Annotated in this window: 19 protein-coding genes, 2 tRNA genes and 1 pseudogene; 12 read left to right on the top strand and 10 right to left on the bottom strand. The window is 67.1% G+C overall.

The window, feature by feature from the left end:
* Positions 1-18: 18 nt before the first annotated feature.
* Complete coding sequence (locus KY497_RS01065; RefSeq protein WP_219869608.1) at positions 19-1137, bottom strand: DUF4192 family protein; 1119 nt, start codon at positions 1135-1137, stop codon at positions 19-21.
* A 112-nt stretch (positions 1138-1249) separates the two neighbouring features.
* Between KY497_RS01065 and KY497_RS01060 the strand changes: the two genes are divergently transcribed.
* From KY497_RS01060 to KY497_RS01050, 3 genes are all read left to right on the top strand, one after another.
* Entirely contained in the window at positions 1250-1423 is a 174-nt protein-coding gene (locus KY497_RS01060; protein WP_017831493.1) for a hypothetical protein, read from the top strand.
* An 86-nt stretch (positions 1424-1509) separates the two neighbouring features.
* Entirely contained in the window at positions 1510-2970 is a 1461-nt protein-coding gene (gene cls / locus KY497_RS01055) for a cardiolipin synthase (protein ID WP_218682612.1), read from the top strand.
* A gap of 47 nt (positions 2971-3017) precedes the next feature.
* A complete protein-coding gene (locus tag KY497_RS01050; RefSeq protein ID WP_219869607.1) occupies positions 3018-3749 on the top strand; it encodes a hypothetical protein in 732 nt (243 codons plus the stop codon).
* Between the two features lie 21 nt (positions 3750-3770).
* On the opposite strand, the gene KY497_RS01045 is transcribed toward KY497_RS01050, so the two are convergent.
* Positions 3771-4769, bottom strand: a complete 999-nt coding sequence (locus KY497_RS01045; protein ID WP_219869606.1) for a diacylglycerol kinase family protein — start codon at positions 4767-4769, stop codon at positions 3771-3773.
* 83 nt (positions 4770-4852) lie between these two features.
* Here KY497_RS01045 and KY497_RS01040 point away from each other — a divergent pair, with 83 nt between their 5' ends.
* A complete protein-coding gene (locus KY497_RS01040; protein WP_219869605.1) occupies positions 4853-5383 on the top strand; it encodes an RNA polymerase sigma factor in 531 nt (176 codons plus the stop codon).
* 36 nt (positions 5384-5419) lie between these two features.
* Here the strand turns inward: KY497_RS01040 and KY497_RS01035 are convergent, their stop codons facing one another.
* Positions 5420-5800 (bottom strand): nuclear transport factor 2 family protein, encoded by a 381-nt coding sequence (locus KY497_RS01035; RefSeq protein WP_219869604.1) that lies wholly within the window; start codon positions 5798-5800, stop codon positions 5420-5422.
* 109 nt (positions 5801-5909) lie between these two features.
* Between KY497_RS01035 and serS the strand changes: the two genes are divergently transcribed.
* The 4 genes from serS to KY497_RS01015 all read left to right on the top strand — a co-directional run bounded on the left by serS (position 5910) and on the right by KY497_RS01015 (position 9474).
* Positions 5910-7226: a serine--tRNA ligase gene (gene serS, locus KY497_RS01030; RefSeq protein ID WP_141387590.1), complete on the top strand. Its 1317-nt coding sequence runs from the start codon at positions 5910-5912 to the stop codon at positions 7224-7226.
* A complete protein-coding gene (locus KY497_RS01025; RefSeq protein ID WP_141387592.1) occupies positions 7223-8044 on the top strand; it encodes an HAD family hydrolase in 822 nt (273 codons plus the stop codon). The genes serS and KY497_RS01025 overlap by 4 nt, the downstream gene beginning before the upstream one ends.
* Positions 8045-8086: 42 nt before the next feature.
* Positions 8087-8171: transfer RNA gene (locus KY497_RS01020), tRNA-Ser, on the top strand.
* A gap of 49 nt (positions 8172-8220) precedes the next feature.
* A complete protein-coding gene (locus tag KY497_RS01015; RefSeq protein WP_141387594.1) occupies positions 8221-9474 on the top strand; it encodes an LCP family protein in 1254 nt (417 codons plus the stop codon).
* Positions 9475-9503: 29 nt separating this feature from the next.
* Here the strand turns inward: KY497_RS01015 and KY497_RS01010 are convergent, their stop codons facing one another.
* A complete protein-coding gene (locus tag KY497_RS01010) occupies positions 9504-10088 on the bottom strand; it encodes a TetR/AcrR family transcriptional regulator (RefSeq protein ID WP_218683000.1) in 585 nt (194 codons plus the stop codon).
* Between the two features lie 93 nt (positions 10089-10181).
* Between KY497_RS01010 and KY497_RS01005 the strand changes: the two are divergent.
* Positions 10182-12466, top strand: a pseudogene (locus KY497_RS01005) (glycoside hydrolase family 3 C-terminal domain-containing protein).
* Between the two features lie 13 nt (positions 12467-12479).
* Here KY497_RS01005 and KY497_RS01000 read toward each other — a convergent pair.
* From KY497_RS01000 to KY497_RS00985, 5 genes are all read right to left on the bottom strand, one after another.
* Entirely contained in the window at positions 12480-15074 is a 2595-nt protein-coding gene (locus tag KY497_RS01000; protein WP_219869603.1) for a glycoside hydrolase family 78 protein, read from the bottom strand.
* 83 nt (positions 15075-15157) lie between these two features.
* A complete protein-coding gene (locus tag KY497_RS00995) occupies positions 15158-16414 on the bottom strand; it encodes an MFS transporter (RefSeq protein ID WP_258185794.1) in 1257 nt (418 codons plus the stop codon).
* Between the two features lie 120 nt (positions 16415-16534).
* Entirely contained in the window at positions 16535-16954 is a 420-nt protein-coding gene (locus KY497_RS00990) for a DUF2252 domain-containing protein (protein WP_258185793.1), read from the bottom strand.
* 172 nt (positions 16955-17126) lie between these two features.
* Positions 17127-17345: an ion channel gene (locus KY497_RS16485; protein ID WP_258185792.1), complete on the bottom strand. Its 219-nt coding sequence runs from the start codon at positions 17343-17345 to the stop codon at positions 17127-17129.
* Complete coding sequence (locus KY497_RS00985) at positions 17282-17836, bottom strand: hypothetical protein (protein ID WP_258185791.1); 555 nt, start codon at positions 17834-17836, stop codon at positions 17282-17284. The genes KY497_RS16485 and KY497_RS00985 overlap by 64 nt, the downstream gene beginning before the upstream one ends.
* A 189-nt stretch (positions 17837-18025) precedes the next feature.
* Here KY497_RS00985 and KY497_RS00980 point away from each other — a divergent pair.
* Positions 18026-18114, top strand: a tRNA-Ser gene (locus KY497_RS00980).
* On the opposite strand, the gene KY497_RS00975 is transcribed toward KY497_RS00980, so the two are convergent.
* A complete protein-coding gene (locus KY497_RS00975) occupies positions 18096-18884 on the bottom strand; it encodes a tyrosine-type recombinase/integrase (RefSeq protein ID WP_219869602.1) in 789 nt (262 codons plus the stop codon). The genes KY497_RS00980 and KY497_RS00975 overlap by 19 nt on opposite strands.
* A 310-nt stretch (positions 18885-19194) precedes the next feature.
* On the opposite strand from KY497_RS00975, the gene KY497_RS00970 reads away from it, so the two are divergent.
* Together KY497_RS00970 and KY497_RS00965 are read left to right on the top strand one after the other, a co-directional pair.
* Positions 19195-19959, top strand: a complete 765-nt coding sequence (locus KY497_RS00970) for a hypothetical protein (RefSeq protein ID WP_219869601.1) — start codon at positions 19195-19197, stop codon at positions 19957-19959.
* A 320-nt stretch (positions 19960-20279) separates the two neighbouring features.
* Entirely contained in the window at positions 20280-22388 is a 2109-nt protein-coding gene (locus tag KY497_RS00965) for an ATP-dependent endonuclease (RefSeq protein ID WP_218682449.1), read from the top strand.
* Positions 22389-22525: the final 137 nt, after the last annotated feature.

Below are 22525 nucleotides of genomic sequence, written 5' to 3'. Positions count from 1 at the left end.
CCTTCACCCGCCCCGCCTTCACTCCGCCGAGCGAGACCGGAACGCCCACTCCGGGAGCATCGCACCGCCGATCATCGTCTCGAGGAGGGCGGCGAGGGGGTAGCGGGGGTCGATCTCGCGCACCATATCGAGGTATCGGCCCGCGTGGCTCGCGCGCCCCAGGGCCCAGGACAGCCACGCGGCGACGGTGAGCGGGGCAGGTCGCGCGGGTCGCGGTGCCCTCGCGGCCGCTTCGCGCATCGCGGACAGCGCGCATCGCAGGCGGTCGGTGTCAGGGGTGGGACCGCGTCCGAGGAACACCTGGCCCACCTCGTCGGGGACCATCACCCCGGACGCGGCGAAAGCAGTCTGTGCATCGAGCGTGCGGATGCCGCCCGCGAGGTCGGTCGCCCATTGAGCGATCGCGACGTCGCGCAGCAGAGGTCGTTCCAAGCACCACAGCAGCGTGGCCGTGGCGAGAGGCGGGAGACCGTCGGGCGCCGCCAGCACGGACTCGAAGAAGGCCGGAACGTCTTCGAGCAGGACGAGCGCGGCGACGAGCTGCGGATTCTCCCGCGCCGTCAGCCGACCTCGTCCTTTCCCGTCGAGGAGCGCGGCGAGCTCGACCGAGGCTCTTCCCACACGCTCCTTCTCCGCGAGATCGATCGTGGGGAGTTCCGCGCCGACGCTCTGGTCTCCGGAGACATCGCCCGTCGGCAGCAGATCGGACGGACGACTGATCTGCGTCAGCGATCCGAGCTCCGGCTCGTCGTCGATGTAGCTCGACCACCCGGAAGGGGTCACACAGAGGGCGTCGACCACGCGGAGCCCTGCATCCTCGGCGCATCCCAAGAGCTCGTCGAGCATCACCGCATGCGGGAGGACGAGGCCGTCTCGTGTGGGGTGCGCCTCCTCGTCGGTGTAGACGACGACGGCGACCGCATCCGTCCCGGATACGCGAGCCACGAGGCCGACCGCGGCGTCGGCGTAGGCCTCGAGGTCGGTGCCGTCGCGGGGGAGGTCGAGACGCATGGCCCCGTCGGTGCGGGTGCCCCGGAAGGGGAGGAGCACGGTGCTCCGACGAGGCGTGAAGCCCGCGAGAGTGGGGACGATGCCGAGGAAGGCGGCGGAATCTGCGGCGCGGAGAACTGTGGTCATCCCCAGAGTGTGGTCGAGCGCGCGCACCGGTGGGCGCCGAACGGGGGCCTGTGGACACAGATCCTGTGAGCCCGGAACTGTGCACGAACAGTGGCTCGCGTACCATGGAGTGATGGACAACTTCTGGCTCGCCGCGGCATGGTCGCTTCTGCCGACCGTCGGGGTGAGCATCGTGTTCTTCTTCGTGGTCCGCGGCATCCTCCGCTTCGACCGCACCGAGCGCAAGGTGCACGCGCAGATCGAGGCCGAGGAGCGCGCCGCGCGGGGTCTTCCGCCGCGCGCCTGAGTCCGACCCATCGGCTACTGTGAAGCCAGCGCACCCACTCTGGTGCGCAACTGCTGTGATGGTCACTGCGGTGGCAAGGGGGCGCGATGACTGCGGAGACCTGGGGATGGTGGATCGCCGCCTTCCTGCTGGTGCTCGATGTCATCATCCGTGTCACGGCGATCATCGTCATCCCTCGCAACCGCCGCCCGACGGCGGCGATGGCGTGGCTGCTGGCGGTCTTCTTCATCCCGTTCGTCGGTGTCTTCCTGTTCCTCGTGATCGGCAATCCGCGTCTCCCGCGGGCACGCCGGCGCAAGCAGGACCAGATCAACGAGTACATCGCCGAGACCAGTGAGCACCTGCATTTCGGCACGCTCCGACCGAACGCCCCTTCGTGGTTCGGGCCGATCGTGCAGATGAACCAGAAGCTCGGCGCCCTCCCGCTCTCGGGCGACAACGGCGCTCATCTCATCTCCGACTACCAGGAGTCGCTCGACGAGATGGCCGAGGCGATCCGCACGGCGCAGGAGTATGTGCACGTCGAGTTCTACATCCTGCAGTCGGATGCCGCGACCGACAACTTCTTCCGTGCTCTCGAAGAGGTCCGCGCGCGCGGCGTCGAGGTGCGCGTGCTGCTCGACCACTGGGCCAACCGCGGCAAGCCCCGCTACAAGCAGACCATCGCGCGGCTCAATGCGATGGGCGCGGACTGGCACCTGATGCTCCCGGTGCAGCCGCTCAAGGGCAAGATGCAGCGTCCCGATCTGCGCAATCACCGCAAGCTCCTCGTCGTCGACGGCAACATCGCCTTCCTCGGATCGCAGAACGTCACCGACTCGACCTACAACTTGAAGAAGAACATCAGGCGCGGCCTGCACTGGGTCGACCTGATGGTGCGTCTCGACGGCCCGGTGGTGCTGAGCGTGAACGCGATCTTCGTCGCCGACTGGTACAGCGAGACCGACACGGTGCTCGAGGGCATCGACATCGCCCACGCGAACATCGGCTCCGGCGACCTCGACTGCCAGGTGGTGCCGTCAGGGCCGGGGTTCGAAGTCGAGAACAACCTCCGTCTCTTCCTCGCGCTGCTCTATGCGGCGAAGAAGAAGATCATGATCGTCAGCCCCTACTTCGTCCCCGACGAGGCGCTGCTGCTCGCGGTTACGGCAGCCGTCGACCGCGGTGTGCACGTCGAGCTGTTCGTCTCGGAAGAGGGCGACCAGGCGATGGTCTATCACGCTCAGCGCAGCTACTACGAGGTGCTGCTCAAGGCGGGCGTTCGCATCTGGATGTACCGCAAGCCCTACATCCTGCACACCAAGACGCTGACGATCGACGACGAGGTCGCGGTCATCGGCTCCAGCAACATGGACATGCGCTCGTTCGGCTTGAACCTCGAGGTCTCGATGCTGGTGCGCGGCGAGGAGTTCGTCGCCGAGGTGCGCGAGGTCGAAGACGAGTACCGCTCCCTCAGCCGCGAGCTGACCCTGGAGGAGTGGATGCAACAGCCGCTGCGCTCGACCGTGCTCGACAACCTGGCCCGGCTCACCTCCGCTCTTCAGTAGGCGATGCGGGCTATCCGCGCGAACTTCTCCGGGACTACCCTGCGAGCATGACCCTCGCGCTTCGTCCTCTCGCCTCCGTCATCGGTCTCGTCGCCGCTGCGCTCCTCGTCGCGGGGTGCACCGCTGGGCCGGGTGCGCAGACGCCGACAAGCTCGCCTGCCCCCAGCGCAGGCGGCGTCGACGACCAGAACGATGTCGAGGGCACACTGCTCGATGACGGACGCATGTTCGCCGTCGTCACCTGGGGCTCGTCGACGTGTGTGCCGCAGGTCGACACGGTCGAGGCCCAGGGTCAGACCGTCACGGTCACGCTCGTGGATCCGGACGGCGATGGCGCCGAGAAGGCCTGCACGGCCGACCTCGCGCCGCGCGCGAGCATCGGTGCGCTTCCCGAGGGAGTGGATCCGACCGCCGACATCACCCTCAACGTCTCCTACGGAGACATCACCGACGATGTGGACCTCGACGCCGACCCGGCCGCGACGGGGACGCCGGGCACCTCGACCGAGTACCTGCCCTCTGCCGGCTGGTTCGACGACGGCGGTCTCGTCCTGCTCACCTGGGGCTCTTCGTCCTGCCCGCCGGTCGTCGATTCGCTCGAGGGATCGGGGAACGCGGGGACGGCGACGTTCGCGACCGACGCCGACCAGTCCTGCACGATGGACATGGCGCCGCGTGCGACCATCCTCTCCTTCGGTGAGGACACGGTCGACGACGATGCTCCCTTCACCCTGACCCTCGTCGGCGGAGCTCTCGACGGCACGGTCGAGGTCCGCTGATCCCGAGGCGCCCTTCGGCTCTCAGAGGGTGTGTACCGGGTGACCGGAGGGCAGTGCCAGCAGCAGAGCTCCGGGATCTGCCCAGCAGGTGATGCGCACGGCCTCGCCGAACTCGTCGCCGTCGAGCTCGATAGGGACGGGGTCGGTTGACGCGGCTTCTGCTGCTGATCCGTGGAAGTAGTGCACCGAGGCGTTCTTGCCGCGATGCTCGAGCACGCGGCGTCCCGCGCGGAAGCGATGCAGCACGGAGTTGTCCCACCAGATCTTCCGCCACACCCCGAACCAGCCGAAGATGCCGGTCGGCTGGATGACGGCGACGTCGAGGGCGGCATCCGTGATCGACGCGTCGGGGATCAGGGAGATACCGGCCGGAAGGGTGCCGCAGTTCGCGAAGAGCAGGCTGTAAGCACGGTGCGAGTGCAGGCGCCCCTCATCGACCTGGTAGACGGCGCGGAAGGGCTTCGCGCGCGGCAGGGAACGGGCGGCGCCATCGACGTACGCGATCCACCCCACCGATCTCTTCAGATCGGAGCGGGTATTCGCGATCATCTCGGCATCGAGCCCCATGCCGGCCAGCACCACGAAGGCATGCCGGGCTTCCTCGCCGTCCTGTCGCGTGAGGCGGGCCCAGCCGATGTCGATCGGATGCCGGAAGTCACCGAGCGCTGCGCGGATCATCTCCGTCGGGTCGCCCAGGGGGAGTCCGAGGTTGCGGGCGAGCAGGTTGCCGGTGCCGCTGGGCAGGATCGCCAGCGGCACACCGCTGTTCGCGATCGCTTCCGACACGGCGCGCACCGTGCCGTCGCCACCCGCGACGAGCACGACATCCACGCCGCGCTCGAGAGCCTGCGCCGTGGCATGCTGGCCCGCATCCTCGACGGTCGTCGGGTAGAAGGCCGGGTGCTCCCATCCCGCCTCGCGCGAGAGGTCGCGGACACGGGCTCGAAGATGCTTGCCGTCGACTTTGATCGGGTTGTAGACAAGCGCCGCCTGTCGCGGGACGGGGGCGCTGGTGGTCATGGCGCTACTCTAAACCGGGAACTGCTCAGGTCTCCTCATCCGCGAGGGCGACCCTGCTCGACCGCGACGAGGGGAGCGAACGAATGCGCGATGTCTCCCATGGCGATTCGCAGGCCGTGCTCTCCGCGCTGATCGAGACCGAGCCCGATCGGCTTCGGCGGCGCAGCATCTCGCTGGGGGTCCCTGTCTCCGACGCGGAGGACGCGGCCCAGACCGCGCTCCTGCGGGCGTGGCGCTCGGTCTCGCACTTGGAGACCCCGCAACCCGGGCGCAGGTGCGCCTGGCTCGATGTCATCGCCAGGAACGTCGCCATCGATCTCGCGCGGCAGCGTGCGCGGCGGCCGGAGGCCGTCCTGGAGGAAGACGTGGCGGGCGAGGGGGCGAGCGTGGAGTCCGCCGTGGAGGTCCGGGTGTTCCTCGACGGCGCGCTCGCCGCCCTCCACTCGCTCCCGGAGACGCTCCGGGAGCCCTTGCCGCTCACCGTGGTCGACGGCCTCTCCACGGAGGAGGTGGCGATCCGGCTCGGAATCGAACCCGCGGCCGCGCGGCAGCGCATCTCGCGTGCACGGAGAGCGTTGCGGGTGTGCCGACGTGCCGGGATGGACGAGGGCTGACGGAGGCCGGGCACAGGGCCGGGCCTCCGAGCTGCCTCAGGCTGTGCCGAAGGGGTTGTCGATCACGTAGCGCCAGCCGTGCTCGTCGTCGTGCACCGCGACATCGGCCGTCGTGCCGGCGAGGTCGATCGCGGATCCGTCGGGACCCGTGCCGGTGATCGTCCAGTCGGCGACCGCGAGTCCGGTGCCCTCGCTCTCGAAGATGTGACGGACCGTCATCGAGATCGGCAGGTTCAGACCGAGGAACTGCTCGAGAGCCCCTCTGACCGCGTCCGTGCCCGTCACGGCCGCTCCCGGTGCGGGCACGAAGACGACGTCCGGGGTGTTCAGCGCCATCAGCCCGTCGAGGTCGCGGGCGTTGAAGCGATCGGCGAAGGCGAGGTTCAGCTGGTCGAGGGAGGTGACGCGGATGCTCATGGGATTCCTTTCCACAGGTCGACGCGGTGCCGACCACTGCAGAGGAAGACGACACCGGCCCGAGAGTGTGACATCCGGCACCTCGGAGCGTTCACCGTAGACTTGGTGGATGATCGACCTCGCACTCCTCCGCGACAATCCGGAGATCGTCCGCCGCTCGCAGGCTGCTCGTGGAAACGACCAGAGCACCGTCGACGTCGCTCTCGAGGCCGACCGATCGCGCAGGGCCGCGCTCTCCGCGTTCGAGGAGCTGCGTGCCGAGCAGAACGCCTTCGGCAAGCTCGTCGCGAAGGCTCCGAAAGAGGAGAAGGCTGCGCTGGTCGCGCAGGCGAAAGACCTCGCCGAGCGCGTCAAGCAGGCCCAGCACGCGGCGAACGAGGCCGCCGAAGCCGCGGCTGCCGCTCTGGCTCGGATCGAGAACGTGGTGATCGACGGCGTGCCGGCCGGCGGCGAAGCCGATTTCGTCGAACTGCGCCGCGTCGGTGACGTCCCGGCGTTCGACTTCGAGCCGAAGGACCACCTCGAGCTCGGCGAGCTCCTCGGAGCGATCGACATGGAACGCGGTGCCAAGGTCTCCGGCGCGCGCTTCTACTTCCTGCGCGGCATCGGCGCACGTCTCGAGATCGCGCTGATGAACCTCGCGCTCGACAAGGCGCTCCAGAACGGATTCGTGCCCCTGATCACCCCGACGCTCGTGCGCCCGGAGATCATGCAGGGCACCGGCTTCCTCGGCGAGCACGCCGATGAGGTCTACCACCTCGACAAGGACGACGATCTGTACCTGGTCGGCACCAGCGAGGTCGCGCTCGCCGGGTATCACAAGGACGAGATCGTCGACCTGGCAGACGGTGCCCTCCGCTACGCCGGCTGGTCGACCTGCTACCGCCGCGAGGCCGGCTCGCACGGCAAGGACACCCGCGGCATCATCCGGGTGCACCAGTTCAACAAGCTGGAGATGTTCGTCTACACGACTGCGGAGGAGGCCGAAGCCGAGCACCTGCGCCTCGTGGCCCTGCAGGAGGAGATGCTGACCTCGCTCGGTCTCGCCTACCGCGTGATCGATGTGGCAGCGGGAGACCTCGGCTCCAGCGCCGCTCGCAAGTACGACATCGAGGCGTGGGTGCCGACGCAGGGCGCCTTCCGCGAGCTCACCTCGACGTCGAACTGCACGACCTTCCAGGCGCGCCGCCTGGACGTGCGTCATCGCCCTCTCGTCGATGCGGCGGATGGAGCGACGCAGGGAGCAGCGAAGACGCAGCACGTCGCCACGCTGAACGGCACGCTCGCCACGACACGCTGGATCGTCGCCCTGCTCGAGACGCACCAGCAGGCCGATGGATCCGTGCGCGTGCCCGAGGTCCTGCGCCCCTACCTCGGCGGCCTCGACGTGATCCAGCCCCTCGTCGACGGGCGGGCCGCTCGATGACGGGCCCCTGGCTGGTCGGCCTCGACGTCGACGGGACCATCCTGCTGCAGGACGAGACGATGAGCCCCGGTGTTCCGGAAGCGATCGCCCGGCTTCGCGACGGCGGGCACGTGGTCACCATCGCGACCGGTCGCAGCTGGATGGCGACCCGAAGATACGTCGAGGAACTCGGATTGACCGCGGACTACGTGGTGTGCTCCAACGGCGCGGTGACGATGCGCCGCTCGGGTGACGACTGGGAGCGCTGGAACGTGGAGACGTTCGATCCCACTCCGGTCCTCGGCCTGCTGCGAGAGCGTCTCCCCGAGGCCAGGTACATGGTCGAACTCGCCTCCGGGCAGCGGTTGTTCACCGAGCAGCTCGATGACTGGACACTCGACGGCGGGCGCCAGGTCGACTTCGACGAGCTCGGGGAACTCCCCGTCTCGCGCATCGTCGTCGTCTCTCCCGGCCATGACGAAGATGACTTCCACCGCCTGGTGGCGGACGCCGGTCTCAACGAGGTGTCGTACGCGATCGGCTGGACGGCGTGGCTGGACATCGCGCCGCAGGGCGTGGACAAGGGAACCGCTCTGGAGCAGGTGCGCACCGAGCTGGGCCTCGACGAGGGACGCATCCTCGTCGCCGGCGACGGACGCAACGACATCGGGATGTTCGGCTGGGCTCGCTCGCTCGGTGGCCGCGCCGTCGCGATGGGGCAGGCGCCCGACGTGGTGAAGGAAGCCGCCGGCGAGGTCACCGCAGACGTGGCCGACGGCGGCCTGGCGCGAGCGCTCGACACGCTTCCAGCCCCCGCCCAGGTCAGCGCAGGAGAATAGTTCTCGGCTAGACTCACGCCTGGTCGACAGAAGCGTCTGTCGGGAGGGTTGTCCGAGCGGCCGATGGAGCTGGTCTTGAAAACCAGTGGGCAGAGATGTCTCGTGGGTTCGAATCCCACACCCTCCGCATTTGAGCACGGTGCCCCCGCACCGGCGCTTAATCCGAAAGGACCCGAGTGAGCCAGAACACCCGACGCCGTCACACGATCGCGCGCCACGGTCAGCTGGGCACTCCTGGCACCGTCGGCCAGCTCTTGAAGTTCATCGCGATCGGCCTCGCCGTGGTTCTGGTGAGCGGGCTCGGCGTCGGCGCCTACGTCTTCTACGACCTCTCGAGCACCGTCTCGGCGAACGCGGTCGAGATCGAGGGCCAGGACCCGATCCCGCCGGACATCGGCGAGTACGAGGGCGGCTTCAACATGGTGCTCACCGGGGTCGACACCTGTGAAGAGAAGTACAAGGACCTCTTCGGCGAGCGATGCTCCGGAGCGGATGCCGAGGGCTCGCTCAACGACGTGAACCTGCTGGTCCACGTCTCCCAGGAGCCGCGCCGGATCACGGTCGTCAGCTTCCCGCGCGACCTGATGGTCCCGATCCCGGCCTGCACCGACAAGAACGGCAACGCCACTTCCGCGATGAGCAAGCAGCCGCTCAACACCGCGTACACCGACGGCGGCCTGAACTGCGTCGTGAAGACGATCTCCGAACTCACCGACCAGGAGATCCAGTTCGCGGCCGGCGTCACCTTCGGTGGTGTGATTGAGATCACCAACGCGATCGGCGGCGTCGACGTCTGCCTCGCCAACCCGATCAAGGACCGCTACACGGGCCTCGACATGGCCGCAGGAACGCACACGATCGAGGGGCTGCAGGCCCTGCAGTTCCTGCGCACACGTCACGGAGTAGGCGACGGCAGTGACCTCGGCCGCATCGGGAACCAGCAGCAGTACATGTCGAGCCTCGCCCGCAAGATGATCAGCGGCGACGTGCTCGGCAACGTCCCGATCATGCTGAAGCTCGCGAACACCGCGATCCAGAACCTGGAGCCGAGCGAGTCCCTCACGAACCCGATGACGCTGGTCCAGATCGCTCTCGCGGTCAAGTCGGTCCCGTTCGAGGACATCGTCTTCGTGCAATACCCGAACGGCACGGACTCGGCCAACCCGAACAAGGTCGTCCCCAACTACACCGCCGCCTCGGCGCTCTGGGAGGCGCTCGCGGCGAACGCGCAGCTGCAGATCACGCACGAGAACAACACCAACGACGGCGTGGTCGTGCAGGAACCGACGGCACCCGTCGAGGAGCCGGCGACCGACCCCGCGGCGACTCCGGATCCGGCAGCAACCCCCGACAATGTCGTGGCTCTGCCCGATTCGATCAAGGGCAACTCCGCCGCGCAGCAGACCTGCTCCAACGGCAACGTGCGCTGACCCCACCGGGCGCGACATGCGGTGACGGTCTAGTCGTCGGTGGGTGGCACGGGCGGATGGAGTGCGTCGATGAGAGCGCTCATGATGCCGGGCATGTCGACGCTCGGGTCGATCATCCACTGCAGCTGAAGACCGTCGGATGCTGCCTGGATCACGCGAGCGAGTGTGTCGGGATCGAGGGCGGAGCACTGCTCTTCGGCGCCGAAGCTGTCGGCGATCGACTCACGCAGGCGGGCGCTGCGGTCGAGGAAGTACTCGTGGGCCGGATGCTCGGGGTCGGCGGCGTCGACAGAGAGGCGTGAGAACAGGGCGACCAGCCCCGGGACCTCGGTGTTGTGGCGGATCACCTCGATGAACCCGGTCCGAGCCTCGGCGTCACTGAGGCCCGAGGGATCGAGGCCGTCGTGCTCATCGCGCTTTCGAAGGACTTCGGTGAAGAGCTCTTCCTTCGAACCGAAGTAGTGCAGCAGAGCGGCGGGGGTGACTCCGACGACTTCGGCGATCTCCTTGAGCGAGGCGTTCTGATACCCCTTGCGCCCGATCACGTCGAGGGCGCTCTCGAGGATCTCCTCGCGTCGCGCCACGCCCTTCGCGTACGAACCTCGTCGTGCCATGCCTCGACCCTAATCCTGAATGTCGTTTGATATCTAATACTGAAGGGCATATGGTTTTCGCAGGACATCGACGTCGTGCGCGAAAGGGACACAATGACCGAGAACTCGGCTTCCGACCTCACCCTCGAGGAGAAGGCTTCGCTCACCAGCGGTGCGGACTTCTGGACCACGAAGGCCATCGACCGCCTGGGCATCCCGTCGGTGATGATGACCGACGGTCCGCACGGCCTGCGCAAGCAGTCCGGCAGCACCGACCACCTCGGTCTCGCCAGCAGCGTCCCCGCCACCTGCTTCCCGCCCGCCGTCGGCATCGGCTCGTCCTTCGATCCGGAGATCATCGAACGGGTGGGTGCCGCGATCGGGGTGGAGGCCGCGATCGAGAACGTGGCTGTCGTGCTCGGCCCCGGCATCAACATCAAGCGCTCACCGCTGTGCGGACGCAACTTCGAGTACTTCTCGGAGGACCCGATCCTGTCCGGCATCCTCGGCGCCGCATCGGTCCGTGGCATCCAGTCGAAGGGCGTCGGCACCTCGCTCAAGCACTTCGCGGCCAACAACCAGGAGTTCGACCGCATGCGCGCGAGCTCGGATGTGGACCCGCGCCCGCTGCGCGAGATCTACCTGCGCGGATTCGAGCGGGTCGTGAAGGACGCGGCACCCTGGACCGTCATGTGCTCGTACAACAAGCTCAACGGGGTCTGGACCTCGGAGGACCCGTGGCTGCTCACCAGCGTGCTGCGCGACGACTGGGGCTTCGACGGCCTCGTGGTCTCGGACTGGGGAGCCGTGAACGATCGCGTCGTCGGCGTCGCGGCAGGGCTCGACCTGGAGATGCCGGCCTCGGGTGGACGGACCGACGCGCAGCTCGTCGCGGCCGTGCGCGCGGGAACCCTTCCCGAAAGCGTGCTCGACACCGCTGCCGCCCGTGGCATCGACCTCGTGCGCAAAGCGGGGGAGCGTCCGGCCGTCGCAGGTCCGCTCGACGTCGACGCGCACCACGCGCTCGCGCGGGAAGCCGCTGGTCGCTCGATCGTGCTGCTGAAGAACGACGGCGCGCTGCTGCCGCTCGCCGCAGACCAGAAGGTCGCCGTGATCGGTGCCTTCGCGACCGAGCCGCGTTTCCAGGGCGCCGGCTCGTCGCTGATCAACCCCACCCGCGTGGACAACGCACTCGACGAGCTGCGTGTCGTCGGCGGCGAGAACGTCAGCTACGCCGCGGGCTTCGCGGTCGAAGGCGGAGCCGTTGCAGCAGCCGGTCGCACCGCGGAGGAGCTGCGGGCCGAGGCCGTCGGCGTCGCCCGGACGGCGGACGTGGCGGTGCTGTTCCTCGGTCTGCCGGCTGCGCAGGAGTCGGAGGGCTTCGACCGCGACCATATCGACCTGCCTACCGAGCAGCTGGCCGTGCTCGATGCCGTGCTCGAGGTCAACCCCCGCGTCGTGGTCGTCCTGTCCAATGGCGGGGTCGTGGCACTGCCCTTCGCCGACCGCGTGCCCGCGATCATCGAGAGCTGGCTGCTGGGCCAGGCCGGTGGCGGCGCCGTCGCCGATGTGCTCTACGGTGCGGTGAACCCCTCGGGCAAGCTCACCGAGACGGTGCCCGTGCGGCTCGAGGACAACCCGTCCTTCGGCAACTTCCCCGGCGAGTTCGGACACGTGCGCTACGGCGGGGCCTGCTGGTCGGCTACCGCTGGTACGACGCGAAGGGTCTCGACGTGACCTTCCCGTTCGGCCATGGACTCTCGTACACGACGTTCGAGTACACCGGTGCGACGGCCGAGGTCGGAGCGGACGGCGGTATCGTCGTGCGCCTCGACGTCACCAACTCCGGCGACCGCGATGGCCGCGAAGTCGTGCAGGTCTACGTCGCACCGACGACCTCGATCGTGCAGCGCGCGCCCCGCGAGCTCAAGGCATTCTCCTCGGTCGCCCTGGCCGCGGGGGAGACCCGCTCCGTCGAGCTCGTCGTGCGGCGTGAGGACCTCGCCTACTGGGACATCCGCGTCGACCGCTGGGTCGTCGAGGGCGGCGAGTACACCGTCGAGGTGGCCGTCTCCAGCCGTGACATCCGCTCCCGTGTCTCGGTCGAGATCTCGGGTGACGCGGTGCACCAGGAGCTGACCATGAACTCCTCCGTCGGGGACCTGATGACACACCCGATCGCCGGACCCATCGTGCAGCAGGCGCTCGGCGGCCTGATGGGCGGGCTCGGCGGAGACGCGGCCGCGGCATCGATGATGCCGAACGACGAGGCGATGCAGAAGATGATGGCGTCCTTCCCGATCGGACGTCTCGCCGGATTCCCCGGGCTTCCCGTCGACTTCGCGCAGATCGAGCAGCTGATCGCGGCGGCGAACGCCGGCGGTCCCACGACCGGTTGAGCGGCGACCGCCGTCACGCACTCAGGGGCACGGCGCGCGTGTGCGCGCCGTGCCCGAGCTCCTCACGGGCCGCGCCTGGCAGATCGAGCTCGGCGGTGGCACCGACCGGCACCACGACCTCGACCCGCAGCTCATCCTGCTCGACATGCCAGGAGATCGAGGTCTCTCCGTAGGGTGTGCGCTGGGTCGCCGACGCGTGCGTCAGACCACCGCCCGGCCGCGGGGCGAAGCGGATGCGACGATAGCCGGGCTCCGCCGGGGCGAGTCCGGCCACGCTGCGGTGTAGCCAGTCGGCGACCGCTCCCAGCGCGTAGTGGTTGAACGACGTCATGGTTCCAGGGTTCACGGTCCCATCCGGCAGCATCGCGTCCCATCGCTCCCAGACCGTGGTCGCGCCCTGCACGACCTGATAGAGCCACGACGGGCACTCCTGCTCGAGAAGCAGATCGTAGGCGGCATCGGTGTGGCCGGTCATGGTGAGCGCGTCGCAGACGAGCGGCGTGCCCACGAATCCGGTCGCGATGCGGTTGCCGGCGGCTCGCACGAGATCGGCGAGGCGGGCGCCTGCCACAGCACGCCGCCTGTCGTCGGCGAGCAGGTCGAACACGATGGCCAGGGCGTAAGCGGTCTGTGCGTCGGAGGTCATCGTGCCGTCGGCGCGCACATACGCATCCCGGAACGCTGCGGCGACGTCGGCGGCGAGGCTCTCGTAGTGTGTCGCATCGGCCGTGCGCCCGAGCACGCGAGCCATGTCCGCGACGGCTCGCGCCGACCGCGCGAAGTAGGCCGTCGCCACGAGATATCGATCGGTGCGCGCATCGGCGGGATCCTGTGGGGGAGCGGCGGGGTCGAGCCAGTCGCCGAGCTGGAAGCCCTCGTTCCACAGGCGGTCGGGCCCGGCCAGGGAGTCGACCTTGTCGACCCAGCGGCGTGCGCTCTCGAACTGCGTCGCCAGCACGCCGTCATCACCGAAGCGCTGGTAGAGGGTCCAGGGCAGCAGCGTGGCGACATCACCCCAGGCGGCTCCCGCCCTGATCGGGGACCACACCTTGTGCGAGGGGATCACCGGCACGAACCAGGGCACCGTGCCGTCGGGCAGCTGGTCGGCCTCGACGTCGCGGAGCCATCCCGACAGCATCCCGGAGACGTCGAACAGTGTCGAGGCGGTGGGCCCGAACACCTGTACGTCGCCGGTCCAGCCCACGCGCTCATCGCGCTGCGGACAGTCGGTGGGGATGTCGACGAAGTTCCCGCGCATGCCCCAGACGACGTTGCGGTGCAGCTGCTCGACCAGAGGGTCGGAGCACGAGAACCATCCGGTGCGCTCCAGGTCGGTGTGCAGCACGCGCGCGATGAGGGCGCCGGCCGCGGCATCCGCATCGAGGTCTCCCGGCCACCCCGAGACCTCGACGTACCGGAAGCCGTGGTACGTGAAGCGCGGTTCCCACTCCTCGCCCGCGGGACGTCCGTCGAGTGTGTAGGAGTCGCTGGAGCGCGCGCTGCGCAGAGGGCGCGTGTAGATCTCGCCCTCCTGCAGCACCTCCGCGGTGCGCAGTGTGACGGTCGCGCCACGGGGCCCGGCGACGCGGATGCGCACCCGCCCGACGAGGTTCTGCCCGAAGTCGAGGATGCGCGCACCACCGGGCGAGGTGAGCACGGCGATCGGTGCGACCTCCTGCGTCACCCGGACGGGCGGGGCGGTCGGGGCGACGAGGGTGCGCGGGTCGCGCGTGCGCACCGCGACCGGCAGCCACCCGCCGTCGTCGAACGACGCCGTCGTCCACGCGGGGATCTCCTGGCGCGCGTCGTAGTCCTCACCGTCGTAGATCCCGGATCGCAGGATGGGGGAGAGTGCCGCCTTCCACGAACCGTCGGTCACGACCGTCTCGCGTCGGCCGTCGGCGTAGACGATCTCCAACTGCCCGAGGAAGGAGAGATCGCCGCCGAACACGTTGCGGTGGCCGCCGCGCCAGCCGAGACGTCCGCGATACCAGCCGTCTCCGAGCCAGGCGCCGAGCGCGTTCTCGCCGTCGACGAGCAGGTCGGTCACGTCGTAGGTGTAGTACCGCAGACGCTCGCGGTAGACCGTCCAGCCCGGTGAGAGCGTGTCGGAGCCGACGCGGATGCCGTTGATCTCGGCCTCGTACAGGCCGTGCGCGGTGGCGTAGAGCCGGGCGCGGGCGATCGTGCCGTCGATGCGGAAGCTCCGCCGGACCAGGGTGGCGCGGCGGGCGTCGCTCTCCGGGTCCTCGTCGAGATCGAGTCCGACCGGCTGCGCCGACCAGTCTTCGGCATGCAGCAGCCCCGTCTCCAGCCAGGTCTCGGGGCTCTGGTCTGACCAGCTGCCGTCGACGCCCTGCACCGCGACGTGCACACGGACGCGCTCTCGCGAACCGAGCGCCCGGCCCGGCCAGGGGACCAGGACCTGGGTGGCGGACGTCACCTCGACGCGCTCCTCGCCGTCCTCGCGCACGACGGTGACCGCATACCGCTCCTGGCGCCAGCCGTCGGGTGCGCCGGAGAGCCTCCAGCTCAGACGGGGGCGGCTCTCGCCGATGCCGAGCGGATCCCGGTGGTGCTCGATGCGCGGCGCGGAGACGATCGTCATGCTCCTCATCCTCGCCGATCCCGAGGACAACGGCGATGGAGTCGGACGATCTCGTGCCCCACGACTCCCGCGCCGCCCCGGGGTCACCCGGTCGTCGGGGTGCGTCGCAGGTGGGCGTCGTTCGTGCCGGGGTATCCCCTTCGAGAAGAACAGCGACAGGAGGCGCCGATGAGGATCGAGCCGATCAGCGCCGTCCCCAGCGACGAGTCGCGGTTCTGGAACACGCCCTGGAGCCCGCCCACCTCACTCGTCTCCTTCTCCGTCACGCTCGACATGTTGACATTCCCCAGCTGCGAGGCGAGCAGTCCGAGGGCTGCTCCGGCGAGGAACATCCCGGTCGCGAAGAACACGCTGCGCAGGTCGATCGTCGCGGAGCCGAGCAGGATGACGGCGCTCACGACGAGGGACACCTGCCCGATGCGCACGATCATGCGTGGCGAGAGCACGCGCGAGAGCCGGGTGCCGACGATGGAGAACAGCACGAGGGCGATCGAGAGCGGGAAGATCCGGACGCCGGTCTCCAGTGCATCGAGGCCGAGGGTCATCTGCAGATAGACCGGCACCATGAAGAACAGCCCCGCCGTCACCGTGTACTGCGCTCCGAGCACGAAGAGCCCGCTGCGCAGCGACGTGATCGAGAACATGCCCACGTGGATGAGCGGAGAGCGGCCCAGGTTCTCGAGAAGACGCTGGCGGGAGAAGAAGAGTGCGAGGAGCACGATGCCGAGCACGATGAACCAGGCGGCGGGGGAGATGCCGAGCGGTGCGATGGCGACGTCGCCGATGGTGGGCGGATTCAGCGGAAGCACCCATCCCCAGGTCTTGCTCTGCAGCATCCCGAACACCACCGCGACCAGTCCGATCGAGGACAGGGCGACGCTGAGGAGATCGATGCGCACGCTCTGCCGTGGCGTCGGATCCGTGACGATCCGGGCGCACAGCACCACACCGATCATGATGAGCACCTCGGCGGCGAACACGTAGCGCCAGTCGAAGTACGTCGTGACGAATCCTCCGATCAGGGGTCCCGCTGCGACGGCCGCTCCGGACACGGCGCCGATGATCGCGAAGGCCGTGATGCGCTCGCTTCCCCGGTAGTTGTCGGTGACGAGCGCCGCGATGGCCGGGATGACGAGCACAGCACCCAGCCCCTCGACGATCGACCAGCCGAGGAAGAGGAACTGCACGTTCGGGCTCAACGCAGTGATCAGCGAGCCCGCCGCGTACACGCACGACCCGATCACGAACGCCCTGCGACGACCCCACACGTCGCCCAGCCTCGCGCCCAACAGCATGAACGCGGCCATCGTGAGGGTGTAGAAGGTGATGGCGCCCTGCATCGCGGTCGACGGTGGTGTCGAGGTCGGACACCACCGTCGAGATCGACACGTTCATCACGGTGCCGTCGAGCACCATCACGAACTGCGCGGATCCGAGGACGGCGATGACACCCCAGCGCTTCATGGCGACTCCTTCGAGGGAGCGGATCCCCTCGTGGGGAGCCTCCCCGCCGTGAGCGCGGCGCGGAAGCTCGTGAAGTCGCGTTCGTTCTGATCGGCGTAGGTGTCGGCGAAGACGCAGACGGCCTCCTCGAATGCCCGCCCGCGACCGAGATACCCGGCGACCTCGACGCGGTCCCCGCTCCTGGCGTGCCCTCGGGCGAGGGTCTCGCCGCAGATGCGCGCATACAGCGTCGCCCCGCGCGGAGTCATCGTCTCCGGATCGATCCCGCCTTTCCAGTCGTGCAGCTGGCGCACGTAGAAGTCGGGCGTCGCGACCGCGGCTCCACCTGGCGACGAACTCCGGCGCGACCGCATCCGGTGGCGCGAACTCGTCGCGCTCCTCGGCGCTTCCGATGTCCCCCATGCCGTACCTCCCACCCGTCTGTCGACGGCGCGGGAGCCGGAGGGCCGGAGGAGGATCCCGGGCCGGATGCGGGCGGCGTCGCAGTGCTCATCGTCGCAGTCCGCAGGGGGGTCACGGGAGGGGCATCACCCCTTTCGGGCGAGGCCGGGGAGATGTCGGCGCCGCTCCTCGACCGCGGCCGCAGGGTCAGGCGTCGGATGACGCGGCGCGCTTCGCGCTGGCACCCCGCACGATCCGCGCGACCGCGGTGATCAGGAACAGCTGCCCGGTGATGGCATCGGCGATGGCGATCCCCTGTCCGGTGGCGCCGACCGGCACCAGGTTGCCGTATCCGGTCGTGGTCAGCGTCGTGAAGGAGAAGAACAGCTGGTTGCCGAGCGAGTCGAGATTCTCGTCGCCGAACATGGGGTGGGTGAGAACTGAGAGATCAGGTTGTAGACGAACGCGAAGAACATCCCGACCAGGATGTACGCGGTGATCGCCGCCAGGAGGGCCTCCAGGTCGAGGCCGCGTCGGTTGACCTGGTGCGCGATGATCGCCCAGGGGGCGACCAGCAGCGCGATCATCGACGCCGTCGACAGCGGGATCGCGAGCAGAGGACCCTCGACACCGAAGAGGGCAGCGGCGACGGCGGAGGCACCTGCAACCGAGAGCACCACCCACGACACGCGCTGGACGAGGTTCCGGGCCCTGGTCACGTAGAACACCATCGCGATCGTCGCCAGCATCGCGAGGAAGGCCCAGGGGCTCGGATCCGTGCTCGGCTGCGCGGCGCACAGGCCGTAGGAGACGACGAGCAGGACGAGGATGATGGCGTATCCGCGGGCCTGGCCGTCTCGCCGGCGACGCGGGGGCGTGTCGGAGTGCTCCGGCTTCACGGTGTCTGTCCGGGGCATGATCGGTCCTCTTCCGCGAGGTGGACGCGGGGCGCCCACGATGTGCGGCCAGTATCCCAGCGCGGGTGCGCCTCCCCGCTCAGGCCGGTTGCGCGTCGGCCAGAAGGAGAGTCCCGCGGGCTGGTTCGTCACCGCTCGTCTGACCCGTTATGATGGCTAGGTGCATCCGTGCTTTCGGGTCGGATGCCTGGAGACGTCGCATAGTCCGGCCGAGTGCACCACCCTGCTAAGGTGGAGTCCCCTCACGGGGACCAGGGGTTCAAATCCCCTCGTCTCCGCAGAAATCAGGCACCTGCACCCTCATTCGGGAGGGGAGCAGGTGCCTTTCAGTTCTCCGAGGATCCTGAGAGGGTTCCGACTTCTCGTGGCTGTTGAGCGGAGCGAGGGACTCACGGTCCTGCTGCTCGCCCATCACATGTGCATATACGTGCAGCACGGTGCGAGGATCGTCGCCAAGCCACTGGGCGACCTGGTTCACGGGGATACCTGCTCGGATCCGCTGTGACGCGGCGTAGTGGCGAAGCACATGGACCCGACGTCCGCCCGCCGTTGAGGCCCAGGAGGTGTAGCGACGGAACATATTCATGCGGAGCTGGAGACCGGTCACTGTCGTGAACAGGTGATCGTGTGCTGCCTTCCCGGAGGCGAACCCAGTAGCGATCTCATGCGCACGATCCGTGAGCGGAAGAGTTCGCCGTCCCCGCTTGGTCTTCGGCTGCTTCTCGGCGTAGCCGTCGCTGTGGCTCTTCGTGATGCGTACGGCTGGATGTGGCAGGGTTTGCAGATCAGATACACGGACGGCCCTAAGGTCACCCCACCGAACCCCAGAGATGCTGAGAAACTCAGTGATGAGTGCATAGTGGCCGGACTGTTCCTGTTGTCTTGCGAGCAGGGCTGCAATCGTGTCTTGCGTGAGCCAGTCTTCATCCGGCGTCTGAACCGATCCCGAGGGCATGCGCACATTTCGGACGGAGTCGGCAGTCGCAACATAGCCCTTGAGAGCTGCCCAAGTGAAGAGCGCCGACAGCGATGTGCGGGTGCGAGCCACTGTCGAGATCCCACGGCAGAGCAGGCCACCCGCAGAGCAGCTCGTCCCCGAGGTCATCGCCCGACGCGGCCACCAGCACCGAGCGAGTCGTGGGTATTGTCGCCTTCGTTGCAGGGATGATCGTCGGCTTCTTCGTGGCAGCCAGACGTACGTGACAGCGCGAACGCTCGAAAAGCCGGAGCGTTGTTCGGGGCACTCTAGCTTTTCGGACACGCGGCTCGGCCGTGCAGCCGGTCCCGACGACGGCGCTTTCGCTGGATAGTCTGATGCCGTGCTACCTGATTTCTCGGAGTCTTCGTACGCGAACGCCGTGACCCGCGAGGTTGAAGAGGTGCTGAGGCGGCATGGGCAGACTCTAATCGCGCCGCCACGGATCCCGAGCCTGCGAGAGGAACGCACGCTCGGCTACGACGTCCGGCTCGACTCGACAGCGATGGCAGTGATCCTCCAGTTCAAGCTGGGGGAGTACGTCTCCCGGTCACGGACGGGGAGTGCGACCTGGCCGCATGCGGGAGCGCCGCACTACCGGACGACTTTCCCCGCAGGGCATCACCAACTTCCGATCCTGCAGCGGCTCGAACGTCGGCTCGCGCGCAAGGGCAATCCCGCCATCGTGCAGTATCTCGCCCCGGCCTTCCATGCGGACGCCGACTTCACGCAAAAGTACCTGGCGCGGACCATCCTCGATGATTCGTATGGATGCCGTCCCTCCAGCGTCCCCGCGGACGGGTTGGCCCACCATCTCGTGCGCGTAGCGCCCGCGACCACCTTCATCCTGTCCGAACGAGTCGAGGTAGACCCCGAGCCGCTCGCGCTCACGTTGGATGTCCTCGCGCTGCGTGCGCGGCGGCTCACGCAGCGCGAGGACTCGACGCGGCACGAGGTCCCGGCCCCGGTGCGGGTTCTGGCGGAGGCGCTCCTCCCGGAGACCAACGACACCGATGTCGATGCCATGATCGAGCGCGAACGCGGAGCATTCGAGGGCCGCGATGACCTGGCGGCGGCGGTCGGCGTGATCGAAGCCGGAGCGGCGATTGGCCTATCGATCGGGATCACGGCTCACGTAGTCAAGTGAGCGGGCGAACTGGTTAGCGCCGGATAGGTAGGCAAAAGGCCCAGCCGCGTCTCCTGGGCCTCTGGGGCACCCGCGGTGCCTCACCTGACTCGATAGACGCGCGTGTGAGGACGGATGCCCACATGAGATGTAAGCACGCTTCCGCCAGTGCACCCCTCGTAACTGCGATGAACGTGCCACCCCTGAGCTGGATCAATGAGCACAAGCACGGCGGGCGCCGGTAGGGCCGACCATGTCGATAGTCGCTCAGTCAGAGGTAACCGCTAGGTTCAAGTCCGAGACCTTCCAGCCTTGAGATTCAGTGTGGGTAAATCATGAAGATGACCGAAGTCAAGATTCAGAACTTTCGTGGACTGAAGGACGTGACTGTTCCTCTTTCATCGTTCGGCTGCCTGATCGGAGAGAACAACGCCGGCAAGTCATCGGTGCTCCAAGCAATCCTTCTTCTCTTGCCTGGTTCAAGTCGACGGGCTGTCGCGACTGACTTCTACGATCCCACGGAGCCGCTCCGTGTAGAACTCGTCATCGATGACGTCACGGATGCTGATCTGCAGCGCATCGAGAACGAGCAGCATCGGGCGAGTTTCAAGGCCGATGTGGTCGATGGCCAGGTGCGACTCGTCAGGAAGGTGGAACTGGCGTCCGCCCGTTCTCAGTTGCTCGTGTCTCGTCTTCGTCCGGCTGAGGATCGGTGGGGTGATGATGCCCTAACGCCCATCATGAAGGGAAAGTCGGGAAGCGCCCTGCGAGAGGCAGCCGTGGTTCTCATACCTGAACTCGATGCTCGCCTGGACGCTAAGCCCACTCAGACGACGGTCCGTGCTATGCGCGACGAGCTGGTGGTCGAGATGGCTGATGACCTGAAGGTGTTCCGAGATGAGCCGCTGGGGACGGGGTTGGACGCCGGCATCAAGAATTTTCTGCCCGAGCCGATCTATATCGAGGCGGTCAAAGATGTATCCGATGAAGTCAAAACCTCGGACAGTGCTACCTTCGGCAAGCTTCTGACTCTTCTACTGGAGGAGGTTCAAGAGCATTTTACTGACATCGAAGAACGCTTCCGCGAAATCCACAAGCAGATAAGCCGTGTTGTTGGAACTGACGGAACCATCACAGACGAGCGTCTAGACCAGGTCCGGATAGTCGAGAGTCTGATCAATGACTTCGTCCGAGAGAGCTTCCCTGAGGTTGGCTTGACGATTAACGTTCCCGTGCCGCGGATGAAAACGATCCTCGCTTCTGCTGAGATCTATGCCGACGATGGACACGATGGACCAGTGATCTCGAAAGGTGATGGGCTCAAGCGTGCTGTGGCCTTCGCCATCTTGCGCGCCTACACGAGGCTCCGTGCCTCCGGCACGCGCGAGGCGCCTAATCCGCACCAACATTGGCTCCTGTTCGAGGAACCGGAGCTCTATCTGTACCCACGTGCTCAGCGCCAGTTGTACTCGGCACTGCAAGCCGTATCTGCGGATTTCCCGGTCTTGGTCACTACGCACTCACCGCTTTTCTTCGACGCGGAATCAACTCAAACGTTCACCAAGCTCCGCAAGGTTCCGGGTCGGGACGGTTCTCCGCCAACAACCGAAGTAAAACCAGTCAGGATCGGCGACGACCTGGGCGCGAAGACTGCTTTCCAGATCATTTGTCACGAGAACAACAGCATCGGATTCTTCGCGAGGAAGGTTGTATTGGTTGAGGGGGATAGCGATGCGATCCTGTTCCCGCACCTCGCGCGGCTGCTGAACCCGGAGTGGAGCGACGTAGAGGCGAACATCGCGTTCGCTCGCATTAACGGAAAGGGGAACATCGGCCACTACCGCACCTTCTTCTCGAAGTTCGATGTCCCGATCTCCGTCGTGTGTGACCTCGACACGCTTCTGGGAGGCTTCGACAAGCTCGAACCCTCGACGCACCAGAACGAACTCCGCTCCGAGTTGCTCCGAGAGGTTGACTCTCAATTGAAGAGCACGCAAGAGAAGTCGGCAAGCGAGGTGGCTGAGTTGCACAAGAGCGGTGATCTTCGATCACGCTGGAAGGTCGCCCACGAGGCAATAAGGGAGTTCGATGGCACAGAGGGCGCGCAGGTGAAGATCGTTAACGCAGTCGAGGAGTTTTTCTCCTATCAGCGGAGTGGGGATCGGCATGATGTCTTGATGAAAGATGAGAAGGCAGTGTCAACAGCGAAGGCCGCGGTAATTGAGAGTCTCCGCGAGAACGGCGTCCATGTCTTGTCCCAGGGAGCGGTCGAGGACTACTACGACAGTTCGTCGAAGTATCGCGACAAGGTCCGGCAGGCTGTGGAGTTCCGTGCGACTTGCGTCACGCTCGAAGAATTTCGAGCTTCTCTCGGGAGCCGAGCCGACGTAGTCGAGGCTGAGCTGCGGTCAATCTTCTCGGAGATCTTTTCTGACGCGGGCAGGGCCTAGGAGGTACCTGGAGTGATTCAGCACGTGGCGAGCCGAGAATCTGGTGACCCTAACTGTCGAAGCATTCAACCGTTCAACCGTGTGTTCGAGTCGTACTGGTCGGATACTGATTCATCGAGAAGAAGATTGTGCTCGTG

Origin of the sequence: Microbacterium sp. PAMC22086, assembly GCF_019443525.1 — a bacterium.
In the GTDB taxonomy this organism is placed as follows: domain Bacteria; phylum Actinomycetota; class Actinomycetes; order Actinomycetales; family Microbacteriaceae; genus Microbacterium; species Microbacterium maritypicum.
Note: the sequence above shows the minus strand (reverse complement) of the source record. Positions and strands in the feature narration are given on the sequence as shown.

Bases quoted from the DNA above. Each gene is read 5' to 3' on its own strand.
- KY497_RS01065 (WP_219869608.1), bottom strand. From the start codon at position 1,137: ATGACCACAGTTCTCCGCGCCGCAGATTCCGCCGCCTTCCTCGGCATC.
- KY497_RS01060 (WP_017831493.1), top strand. From the start codon at position 1,250: ATGGACAACTTCTGGCTCGCCGCGGCATGGTCGCTTCTGCCGACCGTC.
- cls (WP_218682612.1), top strand. From the start codon at position 1,510: ATGACTGCGGAGACCTGGGGATGGTGGATCGCCGCCTTCCTGCTGGTG.
- KY497_RS01050 (WP_219869607.1), top strand. From the start codon at position 3,018: ATGACCCTCGCGCTTCGTCCTCTCGCCTCCGTCATCGGTCTCGTCGCC.
- KY497_RS01045 (WP_219869606.1), bottom strand. From the start codon at position 4,769: ATGACCACCAGCGCCCCCGTCCCGCGACAGGCGGCGCTTGTCTACAAC.
- KY497_RS01040 (WP_219869605.1), top strand. From the start codon at position 4,853: ATGCGCGATGTCTCCCATGGCGATTCGCAGGCCGTGCTCTCCGCGCTG.
- KY497_RS01035 (WP_219869604.1), bottom strand. From the start codon at position 5,800: ATGAGCATCCGCGTCACCTCCCTCGACCAGCTGAACCTCGCCTTCGCC.
- serS (WP_141387590.1), top strand. From the start codon at position 5,910: ATGATCGACCTCGCACTCCTCCGCGACAATCCGGAGATCGTCCGCCGC.
- KY497_RS01025 (WP_141387592.1), top strand. From the start codon at position 7,223: ATGACGGGCCCCTGGCTGGTCGGCCTCGACGTCGACGGGACCATCCTG.
- KY497_RS01010 (WP_218683000.1), bottom strand. From the start codon at position 10,088: ATGGCACGACGAGGTTCGTACGCGAAGGGCGTGGCGCGACGCGAGGAG.
- KY497_RS01000 (WP_219869603.1), bottom strand. From the start codon at position 15,074: ATGACGATCGTCTCCGCGCCGCGCATCGAGCACCACCGGGATCCGCTC.
- KY497_RS00995 (WP_258185794.1), bottom strand. From the start codon at position 16,414: ATGCAGGGCGCCATCACCTTCTACACCCTCACGATGGCCGCGTTCATG.
- KY497_RS16485 (WP_258185792.1), bottom strand. From the start codon at position 17,345: ATGTTCGGCGACGAGAATCTCGACTCGCTCGGCAACCAGCTGTTCTTC.
- KY497_RS00985 (WP_258185791.1), bottom strand. From the start codon at position 17,836: ATGCCCCGGACAGACACCGTGAAGCCGGAGCACTCCGACACGCCCCCG.
- KY497_RS00965 (WP_218682449.1), top strand. From the start codon at position 20,280: ATGACCGAAGTCAAGATTCAGAACTTTCGTGGACTGAAGGACGTGACT.